17 protein-coding genes are annotated in these 20,224 nt (G+C 74.0%); 11 read left to right on the plus strand and 6 right to left on the minus strand.

Annotation, left to right across the window (positions count from 1 at the left end):
• Nucleotides 1-10: 10 nt before the first annotated feature.
• The gene (locus ACIQ87_RS17425) at nt 11-1,450 is read left to right on the plus strand and encodes an MFS transporter (protein ID WP_402407077.1); all 1,440 of its coding nucleotides are present in this window, start codon (nt 11-13) and stop codon (nt 1,448-1,450) included.
• Between the two features lie 3 nt (nt 1,451-1,453).
• On the opposite strand, the gene ACIQ87_RS17430 is transcribed toward ACIQ87_RS17425, so the two are convergent.
• Nucleotides 1,454-2,743: a hypothetical protein gene (locus ACIQ87_RS17430; protein ID WP_402407079.1), complete on the minus strand. Its 1,290-nt coding sequence runs from the start codon at nt 2,741-2,743 to the stop codon at nt 1,454-1,456.
• Between the two features lie 406 nt (nt 2,744-3,149).
• Here ACIQ87_RS17430 and ACIQ87_RS17435 point away from each other — a divergent pair, with 406 nt between their 5' ends.
• The 3 genes from ACIQ87_RS17435 to ACIQ87_RS17445 are packed head-to-tail and all read left to right on the plus strand — an operon-like array spanning nt 3,150 to nt 7,680.
• Complete coding sequence (locus ACIQ87_RS17435) at nt 3,150-3,791, plus strand: class F sortase (protein WP_402407082.1); 642 nt, start codon at nt 3,150-3,152, stop codon at nt 3,789-3,791.
• The gene (locus ACIQ87_RS17440; RefSeq protein ID WP_402407085.1) at nt 3,788-5,113 is read left to right on the plus strand and encodes an alpha/beta hydrolase; all 1,326 of its coding nucleotides are present in this window, start codon (nt 3,788-3,790) and stop codon (nt 5,111-5,113) included. The genes ACIQ87_RS17435 and ACIQ87_RS17440 overlap by 4 nt, the downstream gene beginning before the upstream one ends.
• Nucleotides 5,110-7,680 carry a rhomboid family intramembrane serine protease gene (locus tag ACIQ87_RS17445; protein WP_402407087.1) on the plus strand — a complete coding sequence of 857 codons (2,571 nt, stop codon included), beginning with the start codon at nt 5,110-5,112 and terminating at the stop codon, nt 7,678-7,680. The genes ACIQ87_RS17440 and ACIQ87_RS17445 overlap by 4 nt, the downstream gene beginning before the upstream one ends.
• 75 nt (nt 7,681-7,755) lie before the next feature.
• Here the strand turns inward: ACIQ87_RS17445 and ACIQ87_RS17450 are convergent, their stop codons facing one another.
• Entirely contained in the window at nt 7,756-8,181 is a 426-nt protein-coding gene (locus ACIQ87_RS17450) for an SsgA family sporulation/cell division regulator (RefSeq protein WP_402407090.1), read from the minus strand.
• A 311-nt stretch (nt 8,182-8,492) separates the two neighbouring features.
• Between ACIQ87_RS17450 and ACIQ87_RS17455 the strand changes: the two genes are divergently transcribed.
• The 3 genes from ACIQ87_RS17455 (at nt 8,493) to ACIQ87_RS17465 (ending at nt 12,202) form a co-directional block, all read left to right on the plus strand.
• Entirely contained in the window at nt 8,493-10,328 is a 1,836-nt protein-coding gene (locus ACIQ87_RS17455) for a DEAD/DEAH box helicase (protein WP_402407345.1), read from the plus strand.
• Nucleotides 10,329-10,706: 378 nt separating this feature from the next.
• Nucleotides 10,707-11,357: an IclR family transcriptional regulator gene (locus tag ACIQ87_RS17460; RefSeq protein ID WP_049654777.1), complete on the plus strand. Its 651-nt coding sequence runs from the start codon at nt 10,707-10,709 to the stop codon at nt 11,355-11,357.
• Between the two features lie 38 nt (nt 11,358-11,395).
• Nucleotides 11,396-12,202 carry a S16 family serine protease gene (locus tag ACIQ87_RS17465; RefSeq protein ID WP_402407092.1) on the plus strand — a complete coding sequence of 269 codons (807 nt, stop codon included), beginning with the start codon at nt 11,396-11,398 and terminating at the stop codon, nt 12,200-12,202.
• A gap of 46 nt (nt 12,203-12,248) precedes the next feature.
• On the opposite strand, the gene ACIQ87_RS17470 is transcribed toward ACIQ87_RS17465, so the two are convergent.
• A complete protein-coding gene (locus ACIQ87_RS17470) occupies nt 12,249-13,019 on the minus strand; it encodes a helix-turn-helix domain-containing protein (RefSeq protein ID WP_402407093.1) in 771 nt (256 codons plus the stop codon).
• Between the two features lie 152 nt (nt 13,020-13,171).
• Nucleotides 13,172-13,738: an Lrp/AsnC family transcriptional regulator gene (locus ACIQ87_RS17475; protein ID WP_402407096.1), complete on the minus strand. Its 567-nt coding sequence runs from the start codon at nt 13,736-13,738 to the stop codon at nt 13,172-13,174.
• Between the two features lie 207 nt (nt 13,739-13,945).
• On the opposite strand from ACIQ87_RS17475, the gene ACIQ87_RS17480 reads away from it, so the two are divergent.
• Nucleotides 13,946-14,530, plus strand: coding sequence for a VOC family protein (locus ACIQ87_RS17480; protein ID WP_402407098.1), 585 nt, complete (start codon nt 13,946-13,948; stop codon nt 14,528-14,530).
• Nucleotides 14,531-14,566: 36 nt separating this feature from the next.
• On the opposite strand, the gene ACIQ87_RS17485 is transcribed toward ACIQ87_RS17480, so the two are convergent.
• Nucleotides 14,567-15,130 carry a hypothetical protein gene (locus ACIQ87_RS17485; RefSeq protein WP_402407101.1) on the minus strand — a complete coding sequence of 188 codons (564 nt, stop codon included), beginning with the start codon at nt 15,128-15,130 and terminating at the stop codon, nt 14,567-14,569.
• A gap of 134 nt (nt 15,131-15,264) precedes the next feature.
• Between ACIQ87_RS17485 and ACIQ87_RS17490 the strand changes: the two genes are divergently transcribed.
• The 3 genes from ACIQ87_RS17490 to ACIQ87_RS17500 all read left to right on the plus strand — a co-directional run bounded on the left by ACIQ87_RS17490 (nt 15,265) and on the right by ACIQ87_RS17500 (nt 19,292).
• Nucleotides 15,265-15,969, plus strand: coding sequence for a response regulator transcription factor (locus tag ACIQ87_RS17490; protein ID WP_402407103.1), 705 nt, complete (start codon nt 15,265-15,267; stop codon nt 15,967-15,969).
• On the plus strand, nt 15,966-17,534 hold the full coding sequence (locus ACIQ87_RS17495; RefSeq protein ID WP_402407106.1) for a sensor histidine kinase: 1,569 nt from the start codon (nt 15,966-15,968) through the stop codon (nt 17,532-17,534). The genes ACIQ87_RS17490 and ACIQ87_RS17495 overlap by 4 nt, the downstream gene beginning before the upstream one ends.
• A 357-nt stretch (nt 17,535-17,891) precedes the next feature.
• Nucleotides 17,892-19,292 (plus strand): glycosyltransferase 87 family protein, encoded by a 1,401-nt coding sequence (locus ACIQ87_RS17500; protein ID WP_402407108.1) that lies wholly within the window; start codon nt 17,892-17,894, stop codon nt 19,290-19,292.
• A gap of 149 nt (nt 19,293-19,441) precedes the next feature.
• On the opposite strand, the gene ACIQ87_RS17505 is transcribed toward ACIQ87_RS17500, so the two are convergent.
• Nucleotides 19,442-19,858 carry an SsgA family sporulation/cell division regulator gene (locus ACIQ87_RS17505; RefSeq protein ID WP_402407110.1) on the minus strand — a complete coding sequence of 139 codons (417 nt, stop codon included), beginning with the start codon at nt 19,856-19,858 and terminating at the stop codon, nt 19,442-19,444.
• Nucleotides 19,859-20,224: the final 366 nt, after the last annotated feature.

Raw genomic sequence — 20,224 nt, forward strand, 5'->3', positions numbered from 1 at the left:
GATGATACGTATGACCACTGCCTCCCCCACCTCGGTCGACCCCGTACCGATACCCCCCGACGACGACCCCGGTGGCGGGGTCCTCGGCGGCCGCTACCGCGCCCTGACGCTGGGGATCGTCTCGGTGGTCCTGGTGATCGCCTTCGAGGCGACGGCCGTCAACACCGCGATGCCGACCGCGGCCCGTGAGCTGCACGGGCTCGGGCTGTACGCCTTCGCCTTCTCCGGCTACTTCACCACCACCCTGTTCGCCCTGGTCGTCTCCGGCCAGTGGTGCGACCGGAGCGGCCCGCTGCGGCCGCTGTTCAGCGGCATCGCGGTGTTCGGCGTGGGCCTGGTGGTGGCCGGGACGGCACCCGGGATGTGGGTGTTCGTGGCCGGGCGGGCCGTCCAGGGCCTGGGCGGCGGGCTGGTGATCGTCGCCCTGTACGTGGTGGTCGGCCGGGCCTACCCGGAGCGGCTGCGGCCCGCGGTGTTCGCGGCCTTCTCCTCGGCCTGGGTGCTGCCCTCGATCATCGGCCCGCTGGTCTCCGGGGCCGTCACCCAGCACCTGGGCTGGCGCTGGGTGTTCCTGGCCGTGCCGGTGCTGATCCTCCTGCCGCTGGCCGTGATGGGCCCGGCGCTGGCCCGCTCGGAGCGGGAGCACCCGGTGGTCAGGGGCGCGGCCTTCGACCGCCGTCGCACCCTGCTGGCCGCGATGGCGGCGGTCGGAGCCGGCCTGCTGCAGTACGCGGGCCAGCGGCGGGACCTGATCGGCCTGGCCCCCGGGATCGCCGGGGCGGCGCTGCTCGTGCCGGCCGTCCTGGGGCTGCTGCCGGCGCGGACCCTGCGGGCCGGTCGCGGGCTGCCGGCCGTGATCCTGCTGCGCGGGGTGGCCGCGGGGGCGTTCTTCGCGGCCGAGGCCTTCATCCCGCTGATGATGACCACCCAGCGCGGGCTCTCGCCGACGATGGCCGGTCTGACCCTGACCAGTGGCGGCCTCACCTGGGCGCTCGGCTCCTGGCTCCAGGGGCGGCCCGGGGCGGAGCGCTACCGCGCGGTGATGATCCGGGGCGGCTTCGTGCTGACCGCGGTGGCGATCTCGGGTGCCGCGCTGGTGCTGTTCCCGGCGGTGCCGGTCTGGGTCGCCGCGGCGGCCTGGGGCGTCGGCGGCGTCGGGATGGGGCTGGCGGTCGCGAGCGTCAGTGTGCTGATGATGAAGCTCTCCACGCCGGAGGACGCCGGGGCCAACTCGGCGGCCCTGCAGGTGAGCGACGCGCTGGGCAACGTGCTGCTGACGGGCCTGGCCGGAGTGATCTTCGCGGCGCTGGGCGGCGGCTCGCTCGCCGCCGCCCACGAGGACGGCGGGGCGGCCGGCTCGCCCGGCGCCTTCGCGGTGATCCTGCTGTCGATGGCCGGGGTGGCGCTGGTCGGCGCGCTGCTCTCCGGCCGGGTGCGGACGAAGGTCTGACGGTCAGCCGGCGGCGGGGGCTCCGGCCCCCGCCGGGGCGCCGAGGAAGGCCTCCCAGCCGTCGGCCGGGGCCTGGCCCGGGGCGAGGGTCTGGAGCTTGCGGAGCACCGCCGGGTCCTGGGCGTCCAGCCAGTCGACCAGCTGCCGGAAGGAGACCAGCCGGACCTCCGGCTTGCTCGCGATGGCCCTGAGGACGTCCTCGACGGCGTTCATGTAGATGCCGCCGTTCCACTCCTCGAAGTGGTTGCCGATGACGTACGGCGCCCGGTTCCCGTTGTAGGTGCGGTCGAAGCCCATCATGTAGGCGTCGCGGGCCTGGGTCTGGAAGCCGGGGTGGAGCGCCGGGTCGGCCTTGGTGTTGGGGCCGCACTGGTTGTACATGATGTTGTAGTCCATCGAGAGCACCTGGAAGGTGTGCCCGGGGAACGGGATGGACTGCAGCGGGAGGTCCCACAGCGCGCCGCCCTGGATCTTCTGCGGCCACACCTGGGTGCCGTTGCCGCTGCTGTCGTAGCGCCAGCCGCGCCTGACCGCGGTGGGCAGCAGGTTGCGCTGGCCCTCCAGGCAGGGGGTGCGGCTGCCGATCAGCTCCTTGCGGTAGTCGAAGGGCAGGGCCGGCAGGTCGGTGAAGCCGGTGTTGGTGCGCCAGTTCATCACGAAGTCCATCGCCTGCTGGATCTCGCTGTCCCACTCCTCCGGGGACCACTTGCCGACGCCGGTGGAGCCGCAGAAGTGGCCGTTGAAGTGGGTCCCGATCTCGTGTCCCTCCAGCCAGGCCGCGTGCACGTTCTCCAGGGTGTCGCGGATGTGCTGGTCGCTCAGGTAGCCGATGTCGGAGGCGCCGGCCTTGTGCTGCGGCGGGCGGTAGAGCTCCTTCTTGGACTCGGGCAGCAGGTAGAGGCCGCTGAGGAAGAAGGTCATCTTCGCGTCGTGCTCCTGGGCCAGCCGGCGGAAGCGGGCGAACAGGCCGTTGTCGAGCTCGCCGGCGCCGTCCCAGGAGAAGACCACGAACTGCGGCGGCCGTCGGCCGGGCTCCAGCCGGTCGGGGACGGGCTGGCGCGGCTGGGCGCCGGTGTCCGAGGTGGAGCCGTCGCCGATCATGACGGTCCGCTGCTCGGGGGCCGGAGCCGGGACGGGGGTGGCGCCCTGCTCGTCGGCCGCGCCGGTGGCCGGGACGGCGGCGTCGGTCGCCCGCTCCCCGCCGGTGGCGTGGTTGCTGCCGCAGCCGGCCGCCAGGGCGGCGGCGGTGGCGGCGCCGGCCGCCAGCAGGGTGCGGCGGGAGAGGGCGTCCATGGTCACTCCGTTCGTGGGGCGGTGGTGGGCGGTGGGCGGGAGTGCGGAGCCCCCGTCGGAGACGCGGGTGGGGAACCCGTAACCGGGTCAGCATGGCACGGGGGCGGGGCCGTTCGGAGAGGCGCAGCGGACGGTCATGAGCGATCGCTCGAACGACGCAACCGATCGGGTCCGTTGAACCGTCGGTAGGTCGTGTCGGGTGCCTTCCCGGGGGGATCGTGTGTGGAAGGTTTCCGTCGCGCTCCGCTACCGGATGCCCACGGGGCGCAGGGAAAGGGCGATCTACCCTGCCGATCGGCGGGTGCCGGTACGACCGTCGTATGGACGTGCCTTACAGTCCGTTCCGGTTGAATTGTTCCCAGGAAACTCCCAGGAAGTGGGGTTCCGTCGGCAGAGGGGAGCGCCCGTGGGCGTCCAGCAGAGCGGGGGGGCCTGGCCGGGCACCCTGGCGGCGGGGGCCGCGCTGGTGCTCGGTGCCTGGCTGCTGCACGACGGAGGCCCGTCGCTGCCGCCCGCGCCGGGGGCCGGCCAGGCCCAGGCCGGGATCGCGCCGGTCTCGATCGTCCCGCCGCTGGGCCCGTCCGCGCCGACCCGGATCCGCATCCCCGCGGTGCGGTTGGACGCCCCGGTCACGGCGCTCGGACTGGACGCCGACGGCCACCTCCAGACCCCGCCCGAGGGGGACCGGAACCTGGCGGGGTGGTACCGCGGCGGGGCCAGCCCCGGCCAGCGCGGCACCGCGATCCTCGCGGGGCACGTCGACAACAAGGCCGGCCCCGCGGTCTTCTATCATCTGGGCGCGCTCCGTCGGGGGGACCGGATCGAGATCGCCCGGGCGGACGGCGCCACCGCCGTCTACCAGCTTTACGCCATCGAAGTGCACGACCGAAAGGACTTCCCGGACGATCGGGTCTACCGTCAGGCCACTGACGCGCAGCTGCGGGTGATCACCTGCGGCGGCTCGTACAGCGAGGAGCACGGCTACGACGGCAACGTCGTCGCCTACGGTTTCCTGGCCGACACCACCCCGCCGGGCCGAGCCGCATGAGCACGTTGACCCTTGCCTCCCGCTGGAATCCGATCGACTGGCCGCTCACCGAGGGCCTGATCCCGCACGCCGTGCTGGCGGCCGGCTGGGCGGCGCTGTTCGCGCTGGCCGTCGGCCGCGGCCGGAGCTGGTGGCGGGTCCGCCTGCCCGCCGCGCTGGTCACCGCCGCGGCGCTCAGCTGGCTGCTGGACGTCGTGGTCGACGGCTGGTGGCACCCCTTCCCGGAGGGCACGCCCCGGTACGTCACCTGGTGGATAGCCGTCGCCCTGCTCGGGCTCTGCCTGGCCGGTTACCGGATGCGGCGGCTCACCTGGCGCCGGCGCGGCGGCGCGCTGGCCCTCAGCGGCCTGGTGCTGCTGATGTCCTCCTCCGAGGTCAACATCGGCTTCGGCCAGTTCCCGAGCGGGCGCGTCATGCTGGCGCCGTGGCTGACCAAGACCGACGGGCTGGTCGCCACCAAGGCGGGCCAGACCGTGGCCGCCCCGCCGGGCAAGTCCCTGGAGGAGGCCTGGAAGCCCCCGGCGGACCTGCCCGCGAAGGGCACCGTCTCGGTGGTGCCGATCCCCGGCACCAGGTCGGGCTTCCAGGCCCGCGACGCGTACGTCTACCTCCCGCCCGCCTACCAGGCCACCCCGCGGCCGCTGCTGCCGGTGGTCGTGATGATCACCGGTCAGCCCGGCATCCCGGGGGACTGGGTGCTGTCCGCCCAGATCAACGAGACGCTCGACGCCTACGCCGCGGAACACGGCGGCCTCGCGCCGATCGTGGTGATGCCCGATCAGCTCGGCTCGACCTGGGCCAACACGCTCTGCCTCGACTCCAAGATCGCCAAGGCCCAGACCTACCTCGCGGTGGACGTCCCGGACTGGGTCCACCAGAACCTCCAGGCCGCCACCGGCCGCACCGCCTGGGCGATCGGGGGAGCCTCGATGGGCGGCACCTGCGCGCTCCAGCTCGGCGTCAACGCGCCCGAGGTCTACGGCACCGTCCTCGACATGTCCGGCCAGGAGGAACCGACTCTGGGCAGTCGGGAACAGACCGTCAAGGCCGCGTTCGGCGGTGACGAGAAGAAGTTCGACGAGGTCGATCCGCTCCAGGTGATGGCCCGCAAGAAGTTCCCGGACACCAACGTCGCGTTGGTCGTCGGCGAGACCGACGAGGAGTTCAGACCACAGATGGAGAAGGTCTACCACGCCGCCCAGGCGGCCGGAATGAAGGCCAAGTTCGATCTGATGCCGGGCGGCCACGGATGGGTCGTCTTCCGGCCCGGCATCGGCCAGCAGCTGCCGTGGCTCGCCCAACAGACCGGGCTGACCCGGTGACCGGGGCGACCGCGTTGGCCACCGTCGGCGAGCAGCGCGGGCCCGGGCCGGAGACGGAGCGCGCCGCCGAGCGGGGCGCCGACCGGGCCCCGGTCACCCGGACGCCGGAACCGGGCCCGCAGAAGCTCCGGCGGGCGGCCGGGGCGCTCGGCGCCCGGCTGCGCTCGGCGCCGCTGACCCTGACCCTGCTGGCCGGGCTCTGGCTGCTCGGCGCTGCCACCGGCAGCCTGGGCCACGGCCCGTCCGACCGGCTGCTCGAACGGGCCGGGATCGGGCTGTCCACGCTGGCCGAGGGCCACTGGTGGGCGCCGGTCACCTCGATGTTCTGGTGCTCGGGCACCGGCTCGTACGTGTTCACCAGCCTGTTGCTGCTCCTGGTCGGCCCGGCCGCCGAGCACCGGCTCGGGCGGCCGCGCACCCTCGCGGTGCTGGTCGGCGGGCAGGTCGTCGGCACCCTGCTGGGCACCGCCCTGGTCGCCTTCGGCTCCTCGGCGGGGGAGCAGTGGACCGCCTCGGTGGCCGACCAGATCTCGGTCGGCCCCGGCGTCGGCGCGTTCGCGCTGGCCGGGGTGCTCGGGTACCGGCTCACCGTGCTCTGGCGCCGCCGGCTGCACCTGCTGGTGCTGCTCGTCCCGCTGGTGATGACGCTGTACGTGGGCCACCTGCAGAGCGTCCAGCGGTGCGCCGGCGCGCTGGCCGGGCTCGCCCTGGGCGCCCTGGTCAGCCGGGGTCGCCCGCACCTGCGCACCCACCGCTCCTCGCACTCCGAGACCCGGGTGCTGGTCGCGCTCTGCCTGGTCGCCGCCGCCTTCGGGCCGCTGCTCGCCTCGCTGTACGACAACGCCAGCGGGCCCTTCAACACCTTCTCCGAGCTGTACTTCTCGCACCGGCTCAGCCCGGACGAGGTGGCCGACTTCTGCGCGCTGTCGGCGCACGACTGCGCCCGGGCGCACGCCGTCGTCCGGATCTTCGACACCCCGGGCCGGATGATGGCCGCGCTGTTCCCGGCGCTGCTGCTGGTGCTCGCCGAGGGGCTGCGCCGGGGGCTGCGGTTCGCCTGGCTGGTCACCGTGGCCACCGAGCTGCTCTGGGCGGCGCTGCTGTGCTGGCTGTACCTGGACGCCGGGCCGGTCAGCCGGGACGTGGTGCAGTACTTCGTCGAGGCGCTGCTGCTGCCGCTGCTGACCACCGTCCTGCTGGTCGCCACCCGCAAGCGGTTCCCGCTGCGGCTGTCCGGCCGCTCGGTACGCCGGCTGGTCCTGGTGCTCGGCGGCGCGGCGCTCGCCTCCGCGGCCGCCTACGTGGGGGTCGGGCGGCTGGTCGCCGGGGAGTTCGAGCCGGGGGCGACCGCCCGCGGGCTGGTGGCCGGGCTGCCGGCCCAGTTCCTGCCGCCCGCGTACAACGACCTGCTGCCGGACTACCCGATCGCGGTCGGGCCGGTGGCGCGCCTGCTGGAGACGTACTGCGGGCTGGTGTTCTGGGTGGTCGCGCTGGCCGTGCTGCTGTCGGTGTTCCGCCGCCCGGTGCTGCACACCGACGCGGCGGCGGCCGGCCGGGCGCGGGCGCTGCTGACCGAGCACGGCGGCGGGACGCTCTCGTTCATCGCCACCTGGGACGGCAACCACTACTGGTTCGACGAGAGCGGCCGGGCGGCCGTCGCCTACCGGGTGGTGGGCACCGTCGCGCTGACCACCGGCGACCCGTTCGGCGCCCCGGAGGACCGGGCCCGGGCGGTGGCCGGCTTCGCCCGGTACTGCGACGCGCGCGGCTGGACGCCGTGCTTCTACAGCGTCTGCGGCGACACCAGGGCCGCCGCCGCGCAGCTCGGCTGGCGCTCGGTGCAGGTCGCCGAGGACACCGTGGTGCCGCTGCCCGAGCTGGCCTTCACCGGCCGCAAGTGGCAGGACATCCGCACCGCCCTCAACAAGGCCGGCAAGCAGGGCATCTCCGCGGAGTGGTGGGCGTACCACGAGGCGCCGCTCGCGCTGCGGGAGCAGATCCGGGCGATCTCCGAGGAGTGGGTCTCCGAGAAGGGCCTGCCCGAGATGGGCTTCACGCTCGGCGGGCTGGAGGAGCTGGACGACCCGGACGTGCGGGTGCTGGTCGCGGTGGACGAGCAGCGGGTGGTGCACGGGCTGACCAGCTGGATGCCGGTGTACGAGGACGGCGTTCCGGTCGGCTGGACGCTGGACTTCATGCGCCGGCGCTCGGACGGCTTCCGCGGGGTCAGCGAGTTCCTGATCGCCTCGGCCGCGCTCGGGTTCAAGGAGGAGGGCGCGCGCTTCCTGTCGCTGTCGGGCGCGCCGCTGGCCCGCACCGGGCAGGACGAGGAGCCCACCGGGCTGCAGCGGATGCTGGACTGGATGGGCAGGGTGCTGGAGCCGGTGTACGGCTTCCGCTCGCTGCTGGCGTTCAAGGCGAAGTTCCAGCCGGAGTACCGGCCGATGTACATGGCGTACCCCGACCCGGCCGCGCTGCCCGGCATCACCAGGGCGATCGGCAAGGCGTACCTGCCGCACCTGACGGCGGCCCAGGGCGTGCGGCTGATGCGCAGGCTCTCGGGCTGAGCGGAGGTCACAGTCCCCGGGCCCCGGACCCGGGAGACCGTGCGCCGCTGCCCGGCGGTGGCGCCGGGCCGCCCGTCAGCCGAGCAGCTGGGCGAGCGCGCGGTCGGCGTCCAGGTGCAGGTGCTCCTCGCCCTCGGGGACGAGCAGCCGGCTGCGCCACAGGAAGCGGCGCAGGTCGGCGGTGTCGAAGCGGAGCAGCGCGGTGCCCTCGGGGGCCCGCAGCTCGACCATGGTGCGCCGGCCGGCCGCGGGCCGGACGTGGACGTCGCCGACGCCGGCCGGCAGCTCGATGCCGGCCGACAGCAGCTGGCGCGCGAAGATCCAGACGATGTCCTCGGAGCCCGGGCGTTCGGCCGGGTCGTCCAGCGAGAACTCGGAGGGGAAGGCCATCCGGACGGCCAGCGGGTCCTCCGGCAGGTAGGAGAGCACCACCCGCAGCCGGACGGAGCGGTGGGCGGAGAGGATCAGGCGGGCCTGGACGGTCTCTTCGACGGTGCGCACGGGGGGGATCCCTTCGGTTCGGTGCGAGGCCACGCTTCGGCAGGTGGGGTTGGTGCGGCCTCACCCTGGTGAGAGTCACGGGGCGCCTGGTGCTTACCGGGTTTCACGGAGTATTCGATGTGATCCGGGTCACATCGATTTCCGGCCGCGCGGGCCCGCCGCGGAGCCCCGCCTGGAGGCTCGAACGGCGCCGGGCCGGTACGCTGGACGGGTTGTCCGATCGCCGCCCGACCGCGGGGCGAGGCCGCAAAACCGCCTCTGACCTGCGATGATCCCCCTCGGAGACCGTGAGTACTGCCGCCGCCTCCTCGATGCCGCTGTTCTCCGACGTACCGGAGTCGCAGGCCCCCGTCCGATCCGTCGGCCATGCCGCGCCCGCCGGCTCGCACCACCTCTCCCCGGCCTTCCCCGGCCGCGCCCCCTGGGGCACCGCGGGCAAGCTGCGGGCCTGGCAGCAGGGCGCGCTGGACAAGTACATCGAGACGCAGCCGCGCGACTTCCTCGCGGTCGCCACCCCGGGCGCAGGCAAGACCACCTTCGCGCTCACGCTGGCCTCGTACCTGCTGCACAACCACCTGGTGCAGCAGGTGACCGTCGTCGCGCCGACCGAGCACCTGAAGAAGCAGTGGGCCGAGGCCGCCGCGCGGATAGGCATCCGGCTGGACCCGGCGTACTCCTCCGGGCCGCTGTCCCGGGACTACCACGGCATCGTGGTCACCTACGCGGGCGTCGGGGTGAACCCGATGCTGCACCGCAACCGGACCGAGGCCCGCAAGACCCTCGTGATCATGGACGAGATCCACCACGCCGGTGACTCCAAGTCCTGGGGCGAGGCCTGCTTCGAGGCCTTCGAACCGGCCACCCGCCGACTGGCGCTGACCGGTACGCCGTTCCGCTCGGACACCAACCCGATCCCGTTCGTGGCGTACGAGGCGGGCGGCGACGGCATCCGCAAGTCCGTCGCCGACTACACCTACGGCTACGGGCACGCGCTGGCCGACCACGTCGTCCGCCCGGTGATCTTCCTCAGCTACAGCGGCAACATGCGCTGGCGCACCAAGTCCGGCGACGAGCTGGAGGCCCGGCTCGGCGAGCCGATGACCAAGGACCTGATCGCCCAGGCCTGGCGCACCGCGCTGTCCCCGCAGGGCGAGTGGATCCCGGCGGTGCTCCAGGCCGCCGACCGGCGCCTCACCGAGGTCCGCAAGGCGATCCCGGACGCCGGCGGGCTGGTCATCGCCACCGACCAGAACGTCGCCCGGGCGTACGCCAAGATGCTGCGCGAGATCACCGGCGAGAAGGTCACCCTGGTGCTCTCGGACGAGACCGAGGCGTCCAAGCGGATCTCCGACTACGCGGCGGGGACCTCGCGCTGGATGGTCGCGGTCCGCATGGTGTCCGAGGGCGTCGACGTGCCCCGGCTGTGCGTGGGCGTGTACGCGACCTCGATCTCCACCCCGCTGTTCTTCGCCCAGGCCGTCGGCCGCTTCGTGCGCGCCCGCAAGCGCGGCGAGACCGCCTCGGTGTTCCTGCCGACCATCCCGCTGCTGCTGGGCTTCGCCAACGAGATGGAGCTCCAGCGCGACCACGTGCTCGACCGGCCGAAGAAGGAGGGCGAGGGCCTCTTCGACGAGGAGGACCGGCTGCTCGCCGAGGCCGAGCGGGCCAACGACGGGCCGGACGGCGCCGGCGGCGAGGAGTTCTCGTACGAGGCGCTGGGCTCCGACGCGGTCTTCGACCGGGTGCTGTACAACGCCATGGAGTTCGGCATGCAGGCCCACCCGGGGAGCGAGGAGGAGGAGGACTACCTCGGCATCCCGGGCCTGCTGGAGCCGGACCAGGTGCAGATGCTGCTGCAGAAGCGCCAGCACCGGCAGATCCAGCGCAGCAAGGCCAAGCCCGCCGAGGAGGCCGACCTGCTGGAGCTGCCGGCCGAGGAGCGGCCGGTGGTCACCCACCAGGAGCTGCGGGAGCTGCGCAAGGAGCTGAACGCGCTGGTCGCCGCCTGGCACCACCGCACCGACCAGCCGCACGGCACCATCCACAACGAGCTGCGCCGCCAGTGCGGCGGGCCGCTCACCGCGCAGGCCACCGCGAACCAGCTCAAGGCGCGGATCGCGAAGATCCGGGAGTGGGCCACCAAGTAGCGGCGGATCCGGAAGCGGGCGCGGCTCGGTCCGTCGCGTCCGCTCCGGGGGTCTGCTCCGCCGCGTCCGGTCATCGGACCGGGGGCGCGTCGGCGGCCCGGCGCACCCGGCGAATCGCGGGGATTCGTCCGGAATTCGAGGCGGTGTTGAAGTCGATCACGCCCGAATTTTGGACAACCACTTCCGCCGCGTCATTTCCTTCACTACCTTTCCCCCACGCTCTTCCGTCGGGCAACCCCCCGCGGGACGGCGTCGCAGGGCCGCACGCGTCAAGGACGACGCCGTGCGGACCGAGCGCGGCCACCCCCACCTGCGCGCGACACCGACCTTGGAACGGCGCCGCCCGCCCCGCGAGCGCCGCGGAAAGGATTGCCCGCCGTGACTGCCGAGACCTCCCAGACCCTGGACCGCGGCGTCCGGGTCCTCAAGCTCCTCGCCGACTCCGAGCGCGGACTCACCGTGACCGAGCTGGCCGCCCGGCTGGCCGTCAACCGGACGGTGGTCTACCGGCTGCTGGCCACCCTGGAGCAGCACGGACTGGTCCGACGGGACATCGGCGGGCGCGCCCGGGTGGGCCTCGGCGTGCTGCGCCTCGCGCACCGGGTGCACCCGCTGCTGCGCGAGGCGGCCCTCCCGGCCCTGCGCAGTCTGGCCGAGGACCTCGGCGCCACCGCCCACCTGACCCTGGTGGACGGCAACGAGGCGCTGGCCGTCGCCGTGGTCGAGCCCAGCTGGACCGACTTCCACGTCGCCTACCGGACCGGCCTGCGCCACCCGCTCACCGAGAGCGCGGCCGGCCGGGCGATCCTGGAGGCGCGCACCTTCCCCAGCCAGCGCAGGCCCGAACAGGGCTTCGTCATCACCCGTGCGGAGGAGCAGTCCGGGGCGAGCGGGGCGGCCGCCGCCCTGGTCGGACTCAGCGGCATCGAGGGCAGCGTCGGCGTGGTGATGCTGAACGGCATGGTGCCCGAGCGGGTCGGCCCGCGGGTGGTGGAGGCCGCGACCGAGGTGGCCGACGCCCTGAGGTAGCACCCGCGCGGGGTGTCGGGTGTGTTTGGATTCCCCTTGTGTCCGACACCAAGCTCCCCAAGGCCCTCACCTCCCCGCGGACCCGCGCGCTCACGCTGTGCGGGGTGCTGGTCGCCGCGCTGTTCGGCGTGGCCGCCTTCGTGCCGCTGCCGTACACCATCACCTGGCCGGGCCTGACCGCGGACACCCTGGGCACGTACGAGAACAAGCCGGTCCTCACCATCACCGGGGCGCCGCTGCGCACCACCGAGGGCGAGCTGCGGATGGTCACCATCACGGCGACCAACCCGGGGCAGAAGAACACCTTCTGGCGCTCGCTGCAGGCGTGGTTCGACCCGAAGGAGGCGGTCCGCCCGACCGAGACGGTCTACCCGGAGAGCAACCCGGCGAAGGCCGACGAGGCGACCGCCCAGCAGATGGCCGAGTCGCAGGACGCCGCCACCGCGGCCGCGCTGGACTACCTCCACCTGTCGCCGGACCAGGTGAAGGTCAAGATCGACCTGGGCGCGGTCGGCGGCCCCAGCGCCGGCCAGATGCTGGCGCTGGGCATCGTCGACAAGCTGGCCGGCGACGGCAAGGGCGGCGACCTCACCGGTGGGCTCACCATCGCCGGCACCGGCACCATCGACAAGGACGGCACCGTCGGCCCGGTCGGCGGCGTCCCCCTGAAGACGCAGGCGGCCGCCAGGGACGGCGCGACGGTGTTCCTGCTGCCCAAGGACGAGTGCACGGACGCCAAGGTGAACACCCCGGCGTCGCTGCGTCTGGTGCCGGTCGGCAACCTCGCCGAGTCGGTCTCCGCCCTCCAGGCGCTGAGGAGCGGCGGCACCGTCCCGTCCTGCTGACCGTCCCGTCCGGCAGGGCCGCCGGGGCCGACCGGCCCCGGCGCGGTCAGATCCCGAAGGCCACCGAGGCGAAGTCGTCGCCCAGCCGGGTGTGCAGCTGGGCGGCGATCCCGGCCAGCCGGTGGGCCTGGGCCATCGGCAGGGAGACCGAGATCGCACCGATGCCGTTGCCCGCGACGATCGGCACCGCCGCACCGGCCGAGCCGATCTCGTACTCCTGGAACTGGGTGATCGGGACGACCCGGCGCGGGCCCTGGCGCGGCAGCAGCGGCAGGCACGCCGGGTCCCGCAGGGTGTACGGGGTGAACGGCACCATCGGGTAGCGGGCCAGGTGGTCCCGGCGCTCCTCGGCGGTCATCAGGGCCAGCACGGTCTTGCCGGCCGCGGTGGCGTGCGCGGCGGCCCGGAAGCAGGCCCGTTCGATCAGCGGCGCGCCGGGGGCCTCGGCGGCTTCGACCAGCTCCACCTCGCCGTGCCGGTACCAGGTGAAGTAGACGGCGGCGGACAGTTCGTCGGCGAGCATGCCCAGCAGCGCCTTGAGCCGGGCCCGGCCCGTCGCGGGACCGTCGTACCGGATCAGCCCGGCGACCGCGGGGCCGGTCAGGTAGAGGCCGCTGCGGCGTTCCAGGTAGTGGTCGTGCACCAGGGTGCGCAGCAGGTGGTACGTGGTGCCCAGGGCCAGGCCGGTGTCCCGGGCGAGTTGCTTGGCGGTGGCGCCCTTGGGGTAGCCGGCGGCCGCCTGCAGCAGGCGCAGCGCGCGCTGGGCGGAGGCGATGAGGGTGGGGGCGGTTCCGTCGGCCGCGACCGCGTTCGTCATGCGGGGGCCGACCCGGGGGAGGGCTCGGTCGGCACGCGTTTCAGCGGACCGGAGAGCGGCGCGAGGATTAGTAGAACGTTCATATATAAATCTTGCGGCCACCGACGCCCCACGGATGTGCCAAATCGGCGCGTCGGGCCGTGTCTCCCCTCCTACTCGGCGGCGGCCTGGTCCACCAGCGGCAGGATCCGGTACGGAACCGGGTTCTCCAGCACGATCGCGGTGGACGAGCGGACGATCCCGTCGAAGCCCAGCACCCGGTCGATCACCCGCTGCAGATCGGCGTTGGACCGGGCCACGATCCGCACCAGCATGTCCCCGATCCCGGTGATGGTGTGCAGCTCCAGCACCTCCGGCACGCTCGCCAGGTGCGCCCGCACGTCCGCGCCCTGGCCCTGGGAGATCTCCAGGGTGGCGAAGGCCGTCACCGGGTAGCCGATCGCCGCCGGGTCCACCTCCGGCCCGAAGCCGCCGATCACGCCCTTGGCCTGGAGCCGGTCCAGCCGGGCCTGCACGGTGCCCCGGGCGACCTGCAGCCGGCGCGAGCACTCCAGCACCCCGATCCGGGGCTCCTCGGCGAGCAGCCGGATCAGCCGACCGTCCAGGGGGTCGATGGTGTCGTTGGTGCTGACCGGCGGGGCGGCGGAAGCGCCCTGCGGGGCCGGGGAGTTGGGTGCGCCGGGGGAACCCGGGGAGTTCGGGGAGTGGGCGGGGGGCATTCGCGGCACCGTCCTGGGGTGGGCATTCTGTACAGCTGCGCGGCCGATTCTTCCGCTCCGGGGCACAGCTTGACCAGGAGGAAACGGAACAGTTGCGCGCAGGTCGGCCCGGCGCCACCCTCCAGCCACACCCCCGCGCCCAGGGCCCCACCCCCGGGTGCCGGGGCGGCCAGGATGGTCCGTACGCCAACCGGGAGGGCAGTCATCATGACCGACACCGCCGCCGAACCCGCCCTGTTCGGGGCAGGTCTCGTACCGTTCGGGACAGGCCTCGCACCGTTCGGGACAGGCCTCGCACCGGACCCGGCGGAGGCGGGGCCGCTGCCGATGGGCCGTGCGGACGCGGTGGTCTTCGCGGTCGCCGACGCCGAGCGGGCGGCCCGCCGCTACTGCGCCGCGCTCGGGCTGCGCTGTACCGCGTACGCCGGTCCGGAGACCGGCGAGCCGGAGACGCTCTCGTACGTCCTCGCCGCACCGGGGACGCGGATCGTGCTCACCTCCCCGGTGCGGGGCACCGGCCCGCGCGGCCGGGAACTGACCGCGCATCTGGACCGCCACGGGGACGGGGTGCTGGACCTCGCGGTGAGCGTGCCGGACGTCTACTACGCGTACGACTACGCGGTGGACCGGGGCGCGCTGTCGCTGGCCGAGCCGTACGAGGCGCGGGACGACTACGGCGCGGTGGTGCTGGCCACCATCGCGGTGCCGGGCGGGACCAGGCACACGCTGGTGGACCGGGCGGGGTACGCGGGGCCGTACCTGCCGGGGTACGTGCCGTGCGAGGGCTTCTGACGGGACGCCGCCTGGAGTCGCGCCGGGAAGCGGGCCTCAGCGGATCACCGTCTCCACGATCGGCGGGTGGCCGTTCCAGGAGGCGATGACCGAGTTGGTCTCGGTGTCCCGGACGAAGTCGACCCGCAGCCACTGGCCGTCCGTCCACACCAGCATCTGCCAGCCGGGGTCCGGGGTGGCGGAGACCAGGGTGGCCCGGTCCGGCTTCAGGTCCAGCGCGACCTTGCCGCCCGGGATCGGATAACTCCTCACCGTGGACGTCGTGGTGGCGGTGGGGGCGGGCCGGCGGGTCGGTGCCGCCGTGGTGGTGGCGGGAGCCGGGCCGTGCGGGGTGGCGGCGGTGGACGTGGCGGCGGCGGTGGTGGTGGTCGGGGAGGCCGCCGGGGAAGGGGGCGTCGACTGTGCGGCGGAGTGCGGCTGGTCCGTGGTGGCGGGCGCCGGGTGCGGCGTGCCGTCGGCCTTCGGGGAGGGCAGCGGCAGCGCCGTGGGCTGCTCGAACGCGGCGCCGGTCAGCACCGCGTGCACGCCGAGCCAGGACAGCGCCACCGCCGCTCCGGTGGCCGCCGCCCAGGCGCCGAGCTGTACCAGTCCGTTCCGCATCGTCCGCACATCCTGCCGTATTTCCATTCGGAAGGAGACCGGCACCCCCGGTATTCAGCAGGGCAGTTGCACAATGTCCGGACCCACCCCCGAGGTACAGACCACTCACCGGCGATGGCGTACCGTGCAGGCCCATGGCAACAGTGCTCGTGGTCGAGGACGACCCCTTCGTACGTTCCGCCCTCATCCGCCACCTGACCGACACCGGTCACGCGGTCCGCAGCGTGGGCACGGCTCTGGAGGCGCTGCGGGAGGTTGCCCAGGTCGGCTGCGACCTGGTGATCCTCGACCTCGGCCTGCCCGACCTGGACGGCAGCGAGGCGCTCAAGATGATCCGCGGCCTGACCAACGTGCCGGTGATCGTCTCCACCGCCCGGGACGAAGAGGCCGAGATCATCCGGCTGCTCAACGACGGCGCCGACGACTACCTGGTGAAACCTTTCTCCGGGGAGCACCTCAGCGCCCGGATGACCGCCGTGCTGCGCCGGTTCGGCGGCGGCGCCGCACCCGTCGCCCAGGTGCTGCGGGTCGGCGGACTGGCCATCGACCTCCAGCGGCGGGAGGCCGCGCTGGACGGACGGCCGCTCGACCTGACCCGCCGTGAGTTCGACCTGCTGGCCTTCCTGGCCGCCCGGCCCGGCGTGGTGGTGCCCCGCAAGGAGATCCTCGCCGAGGTCTGGCAGCAGACCTACGGCGGCGACCAGACCATCGACGTCCACCTCTCCTGGCTGCGCCGCAAGCTCGGCGAGACCGCCTCCAACCCCCGCTACCTGCACACCGTCCGGGGCGTCGGGGTCCGGCTGGAGGCCGCCGAGGGGCTGGCGGAGCACCGGACATGAGGCGGTTCGGGCGCTCGCTGCGCTGGGCCCTGATCAAGGCCGCCGTGGCCGGCACCACCATGGTCGCGCTGGCCTTCCTGATCCCGCTCGGGATGATGGTCCAACAGACCGCGCGGGACCGGGCGTTCACCGCCGCCGAGCGGCAGGCCGCGGCGCTCGGACCGGCGCTGGCGATCACCACCGACGAGGACGCGATCACCCGGGCCCTGGCCAGCACGGACGCCGGCGGGCAGGGGCGGATGGCGGTCCACCTCCCGGCGGCCGGGCAGCCCGCCGGGGCGGGGGGCGGCGACGCGCTCCACGACGGCGGTGGCGCGGGCGCCGGGGCGGGTGGTCCCGGTGCGGGTGGCGCTGGTGCGAGTGGTCCGGGGGCGGGTGCTGCCGGGGCGAGCGGTCCCGGTGTGGCGGCCGCCGCGGTCGGCGGGCCCGGGGGGCCGATGCTGGGGGAGGGGCGCGCCGCGGCGGCCGACGTGGCCACGGCCGGCGGGCAGGGCCGCTCCTTCACCGTGCAGGTGGCCGGCGGGTACGCCCTGCTCCAGCCGGTCGCGGTGGACACCGGGCGGACCGCGGTGGTCGAGGTGTTCGTGGCCGAGAGCGACCTCACCAGGGGCGTCGCCACGGCCTGGCAGGTGCTCTCCGCCGTGGCGCTCGGCCTGGTCGCCATCTCGGTGCTGGTCGCCGACCGGATGGGCAGCCGCATCGTCGCCTCCGCGCGCAAGCTCGCCGCCGCCGCCCGCTCGCTCGGCGCCGGGAACCTCTCGGTGCGGGTCCCGGTGGAGGGCAAGCAGGTCGAGGGCAGCCCCGAGGAACTGCGCGAGGCCGGCCAGGCGTTCAACACCATGGCTGACCGGGTGGTCCAACTCCTCGCAGCGGAACGGGAACTGGCCGCCGACCTGTCGCACCGGCTGCGCACCCCGCTGACCGTGCTGCGGCTCAATGCCGCCTCGCTCGGCGAGGGCGACGCGGCCGACGCCACCCGGCACGCGGTCGCCCAACTGGAGCGCGAGGTCGACCAGATCATCCGCTCGGCCCGCCGCGCCCCCGAGGACGCGCCCGCCGTCGCGGTCGGCTGCGACGCCGCCGAGGTGATCCGGGAGCGGGTCGCCTTCTGGTCGGCGCTGGCCGAGGACGAGGGGCGCCGCTGGCAGCTGGCCGGCGCCGAGCAGGTCGCGCCGGTGCCCGTCCAGCGCGGGGACCTGGCGGCCGCCGTCGACGCGCTGCTCGGCAACGTCTTCCGGCACACCGCCGTCGGCACCGCCTTCTCGGTCGACGTGCTGGCCACCGGCTGCTCGGTGATCGTCCTGGTCGGCGACGCCGGACCGGGGTACAGCGACCCGGCCACCGCCCTCAGGCGCGGCGAGGGGCACGGCGGCGAGGGCTCCACCGGCCTCGGCCTCGACATCGTCCGCAAGCTCGCCGAGTCCACCGGCGGGGACGTCGCGCTCGGCCGCTCCGCGGTGCTCGGCGGCGCCGAGACCCGGCTGCGGCTGCGCACCGGACCGCAGGAGGCACTGCCGGCGCGGGGCGGACGGCGGCGGACCCGGGGCGCGCTGTTCCAGAAGTGACGGCAGGGCGGGGCGGTGGCCGGGGCGGTGGCCGGAGCGGCCCGGGAGGCGGGGCGCGGGGCCCTTCTCGTACGGGCTCATCCTTAACGGCGGCCTAAGGGAGTTCTACCCCTCGCTCAGCCCGGCGGTCGCGGCCCCGGGCCGCGGCTAGCGTCGGTCACGCCGGTCACCCGACCACCCCGGCGCCGACCCGCACCCCGACCGTCACCCCCACGGCGACCGGTGTGCCCTTCCCCCGGGTCGGCGCCGGGGCCGGTCAGGGCCGACGCGTCACGCTGCGTAGTTGATCGTGTCCGATCCCCGTCGGGCGGCATCCGGTATCGTCGCTGGTTGGCCGAGCCGTGGACGGAGTGGACAGTGACAGCGGTGCAAGACGAGCGCAGCCCGGTGCGGACCGCACCCGACCCCTCGCCCGCCCCCCTGTCGGACCGGCTGCGCCGGGCCCTCGGCGCCCCCGTTCGGGCGCTGCGCGAGGCCCCCCGCCGCCCGCTGCTGGCCGCCTCCGGCGTGGCGCTGCTGTCCCTGCTGGTGTACGCGGTGGTCCGGCACTTCGTCCACACCTCGATGGTGGACATGATCGTCTACCGGGCCGAGGGCGCCGCCGTGGCCGACGGCACCGACCTGTACGCGCTGCGCGTCACCGAGTGGAACCTGCCCGCGACGTACCCGCCGTTCGCGGCGATGCTGTTCGTCCCGACCACCTGGTTCCCGGTCCCCTTCCTCCGGGTGGCGATCACTCTCGGCAACCTCGGGCTGCTCGCCCTGCTGACCCACCTGTCCTTCAAGCTGGTCGGCTGGCCGCGCCGCGAGCTGCGGCCGATCGGCGTGGTCCTGGTCACCGGCCTCGGGGTCTGGCTCGAACCGGTCTTCACCACGCTCCGCTACGGCCAGATCAACCTCGCGCTGGCCTGCCTGATCCTCTGGGACCTCACCCGTGCGGACGGGCGGCGCAGCAAGGGCGTGGCGATCGGCATCGCCGCCGGCATCAAGCTCACCCCCGGCCTGTTCGCGGTCTACCTGCTGATCACCGGCCGGATCCGGGCCGCCTTCGTGGCCGGCCTCACCTTCCTCGGCACCTTCCTGCTCGGCGCCCTCGTCCTGCCCGACGCCACCTGGGGCTTCTGGACCAAGTACCTCTACGACTCCTCCCGGGTCGGCAAGACCTGGATCGTCGACAACCAGTCGATGCGCGGCGCCTTCGCCCGCCTGCTGCACTCGGCCGACCCCGGCACCGTCGCCACCGTCGGAGCCGGCCTGGTCGCGCTGGCCGGACTCGGCGTCTCCGCCTGGGCCGCGCGCAGCGGCCCCTGGCTGCCCCGGTCCGAGGCCTGGGGCGTCTGCTGCGCCGCCGTCACCGCCGTGCTGATCTCGCCGATCAGCTGGACCCACCACTGGGTCTGGTGCGTGCCGATGCTCGTCCTGCTCGCCGCCGAGGCCTCGGTCGAGCACGCCCGCCCGGTCGGCGTCCGCCGACTGCGCTGGCGGGCCGTGTTCTGGGCCACGCTGGTCGCCTTCCTGTCCTTCGCGATGTGGGCCGCGAAGCCGGTCGGCCTGGCCGTTCTCGACATGCCGCTCTGGCGCCAGCTGCCGACCTCGGTCTACCCGTGGGTCGGGCTCTGCTTCCTGCTCGCCGCCGCCGTCCGGATAAGGGCCCGACGCCTCTCGGCCGGCGCACCGCTGGTCCGGCTGCCCGGACAGCGGGACGCCGGCGGCCCGGACGCCACCCGCGGTCGTCAGCAGGCCCCCGCGGCCCGCTGAGCCGGCGGGGGCGCCGCTCCTGCTTCCCTGGTCCGGCTTCTTCCGGTCCTTCGGCAGGGCCCGTTGCCTGTCCTCGCGTTCGCGCTGCCGCGCGGGTTCGTGCTCGTGCCCGTGCTGCTGTACGTGCCAGTGCACGCTGCGGCGCACGCCTAGGCGAGCAGCTCGGCGAGCGAGCCGTCCATGTCCAGCGCGGCCAGCTCGCTGCCCGGCGGGACGAGCCGGTGCGCCCGCTCCAGCCAGGCCGCGACGGCCGGCAGCGGGGCCTCCAGCAGCGCGTCCCCGGCGGGCGAACTCAGCGCCAGGCAGAGCACGCTGCGCCGGCCCGAACGGGTCGGCCAGATCCGTACGTCGCCCTGGCCGCACGGGCGGAAGGTGCCCTCGACGAGCAGCTCGCGGGCGAACACCCAGGTGACCGGGGAACCGGTGTCCAGGTGGAAGGTCATGTACACCGCGTACGGGTCGTGGCTGCCGTAGGACAGCCGGGCCGGGACGGGGACGCTGTGCTCGGGCGAGAGCACCAGGTTGAGCTCCAGCTCGTGCTCGACGACGCTGACGGGACGCTCCATGATCGTCTTCCTCTCTGCCTTCGGGTTGTGCCCGGCTTCGGGCCCTGTGACCTTTGAGAGGGCGGTCCGCACCGGCTCTTACACACGTTTCCGGGATTTCTTCGGGAAGTCCGGTGAGGGGTGGTGAACAGCTGATGACACGGCGTGCGGGCAGTCGTCGCGCGCCGGGTTCCCTACCTTGAGCGACCCTCTGTTGTCCGGCGAATCGCGAACTTTCCGTCACGGCTTCGATGAGGTACTACCCTTTGTGATTGCCCGGCGACTGTCCGCCCATCGGCGGTGCCCCCCACGCGCGCCGACCGCCGGGAGCGTGCCTGGTCGTGCGCGCGAGTGGACGCGTCTGCGGTGGTCGGGCCCGGTCGGCCC

It is taken from the genome of Kitasatospora sp. NPDC096204 (assembly GCF_044763205.1).
Lineage (GTDB): Bacteria > Actinomycetota > Actinomycetes > Streptomycetales > Streptomycetaceae > Kitasatospora.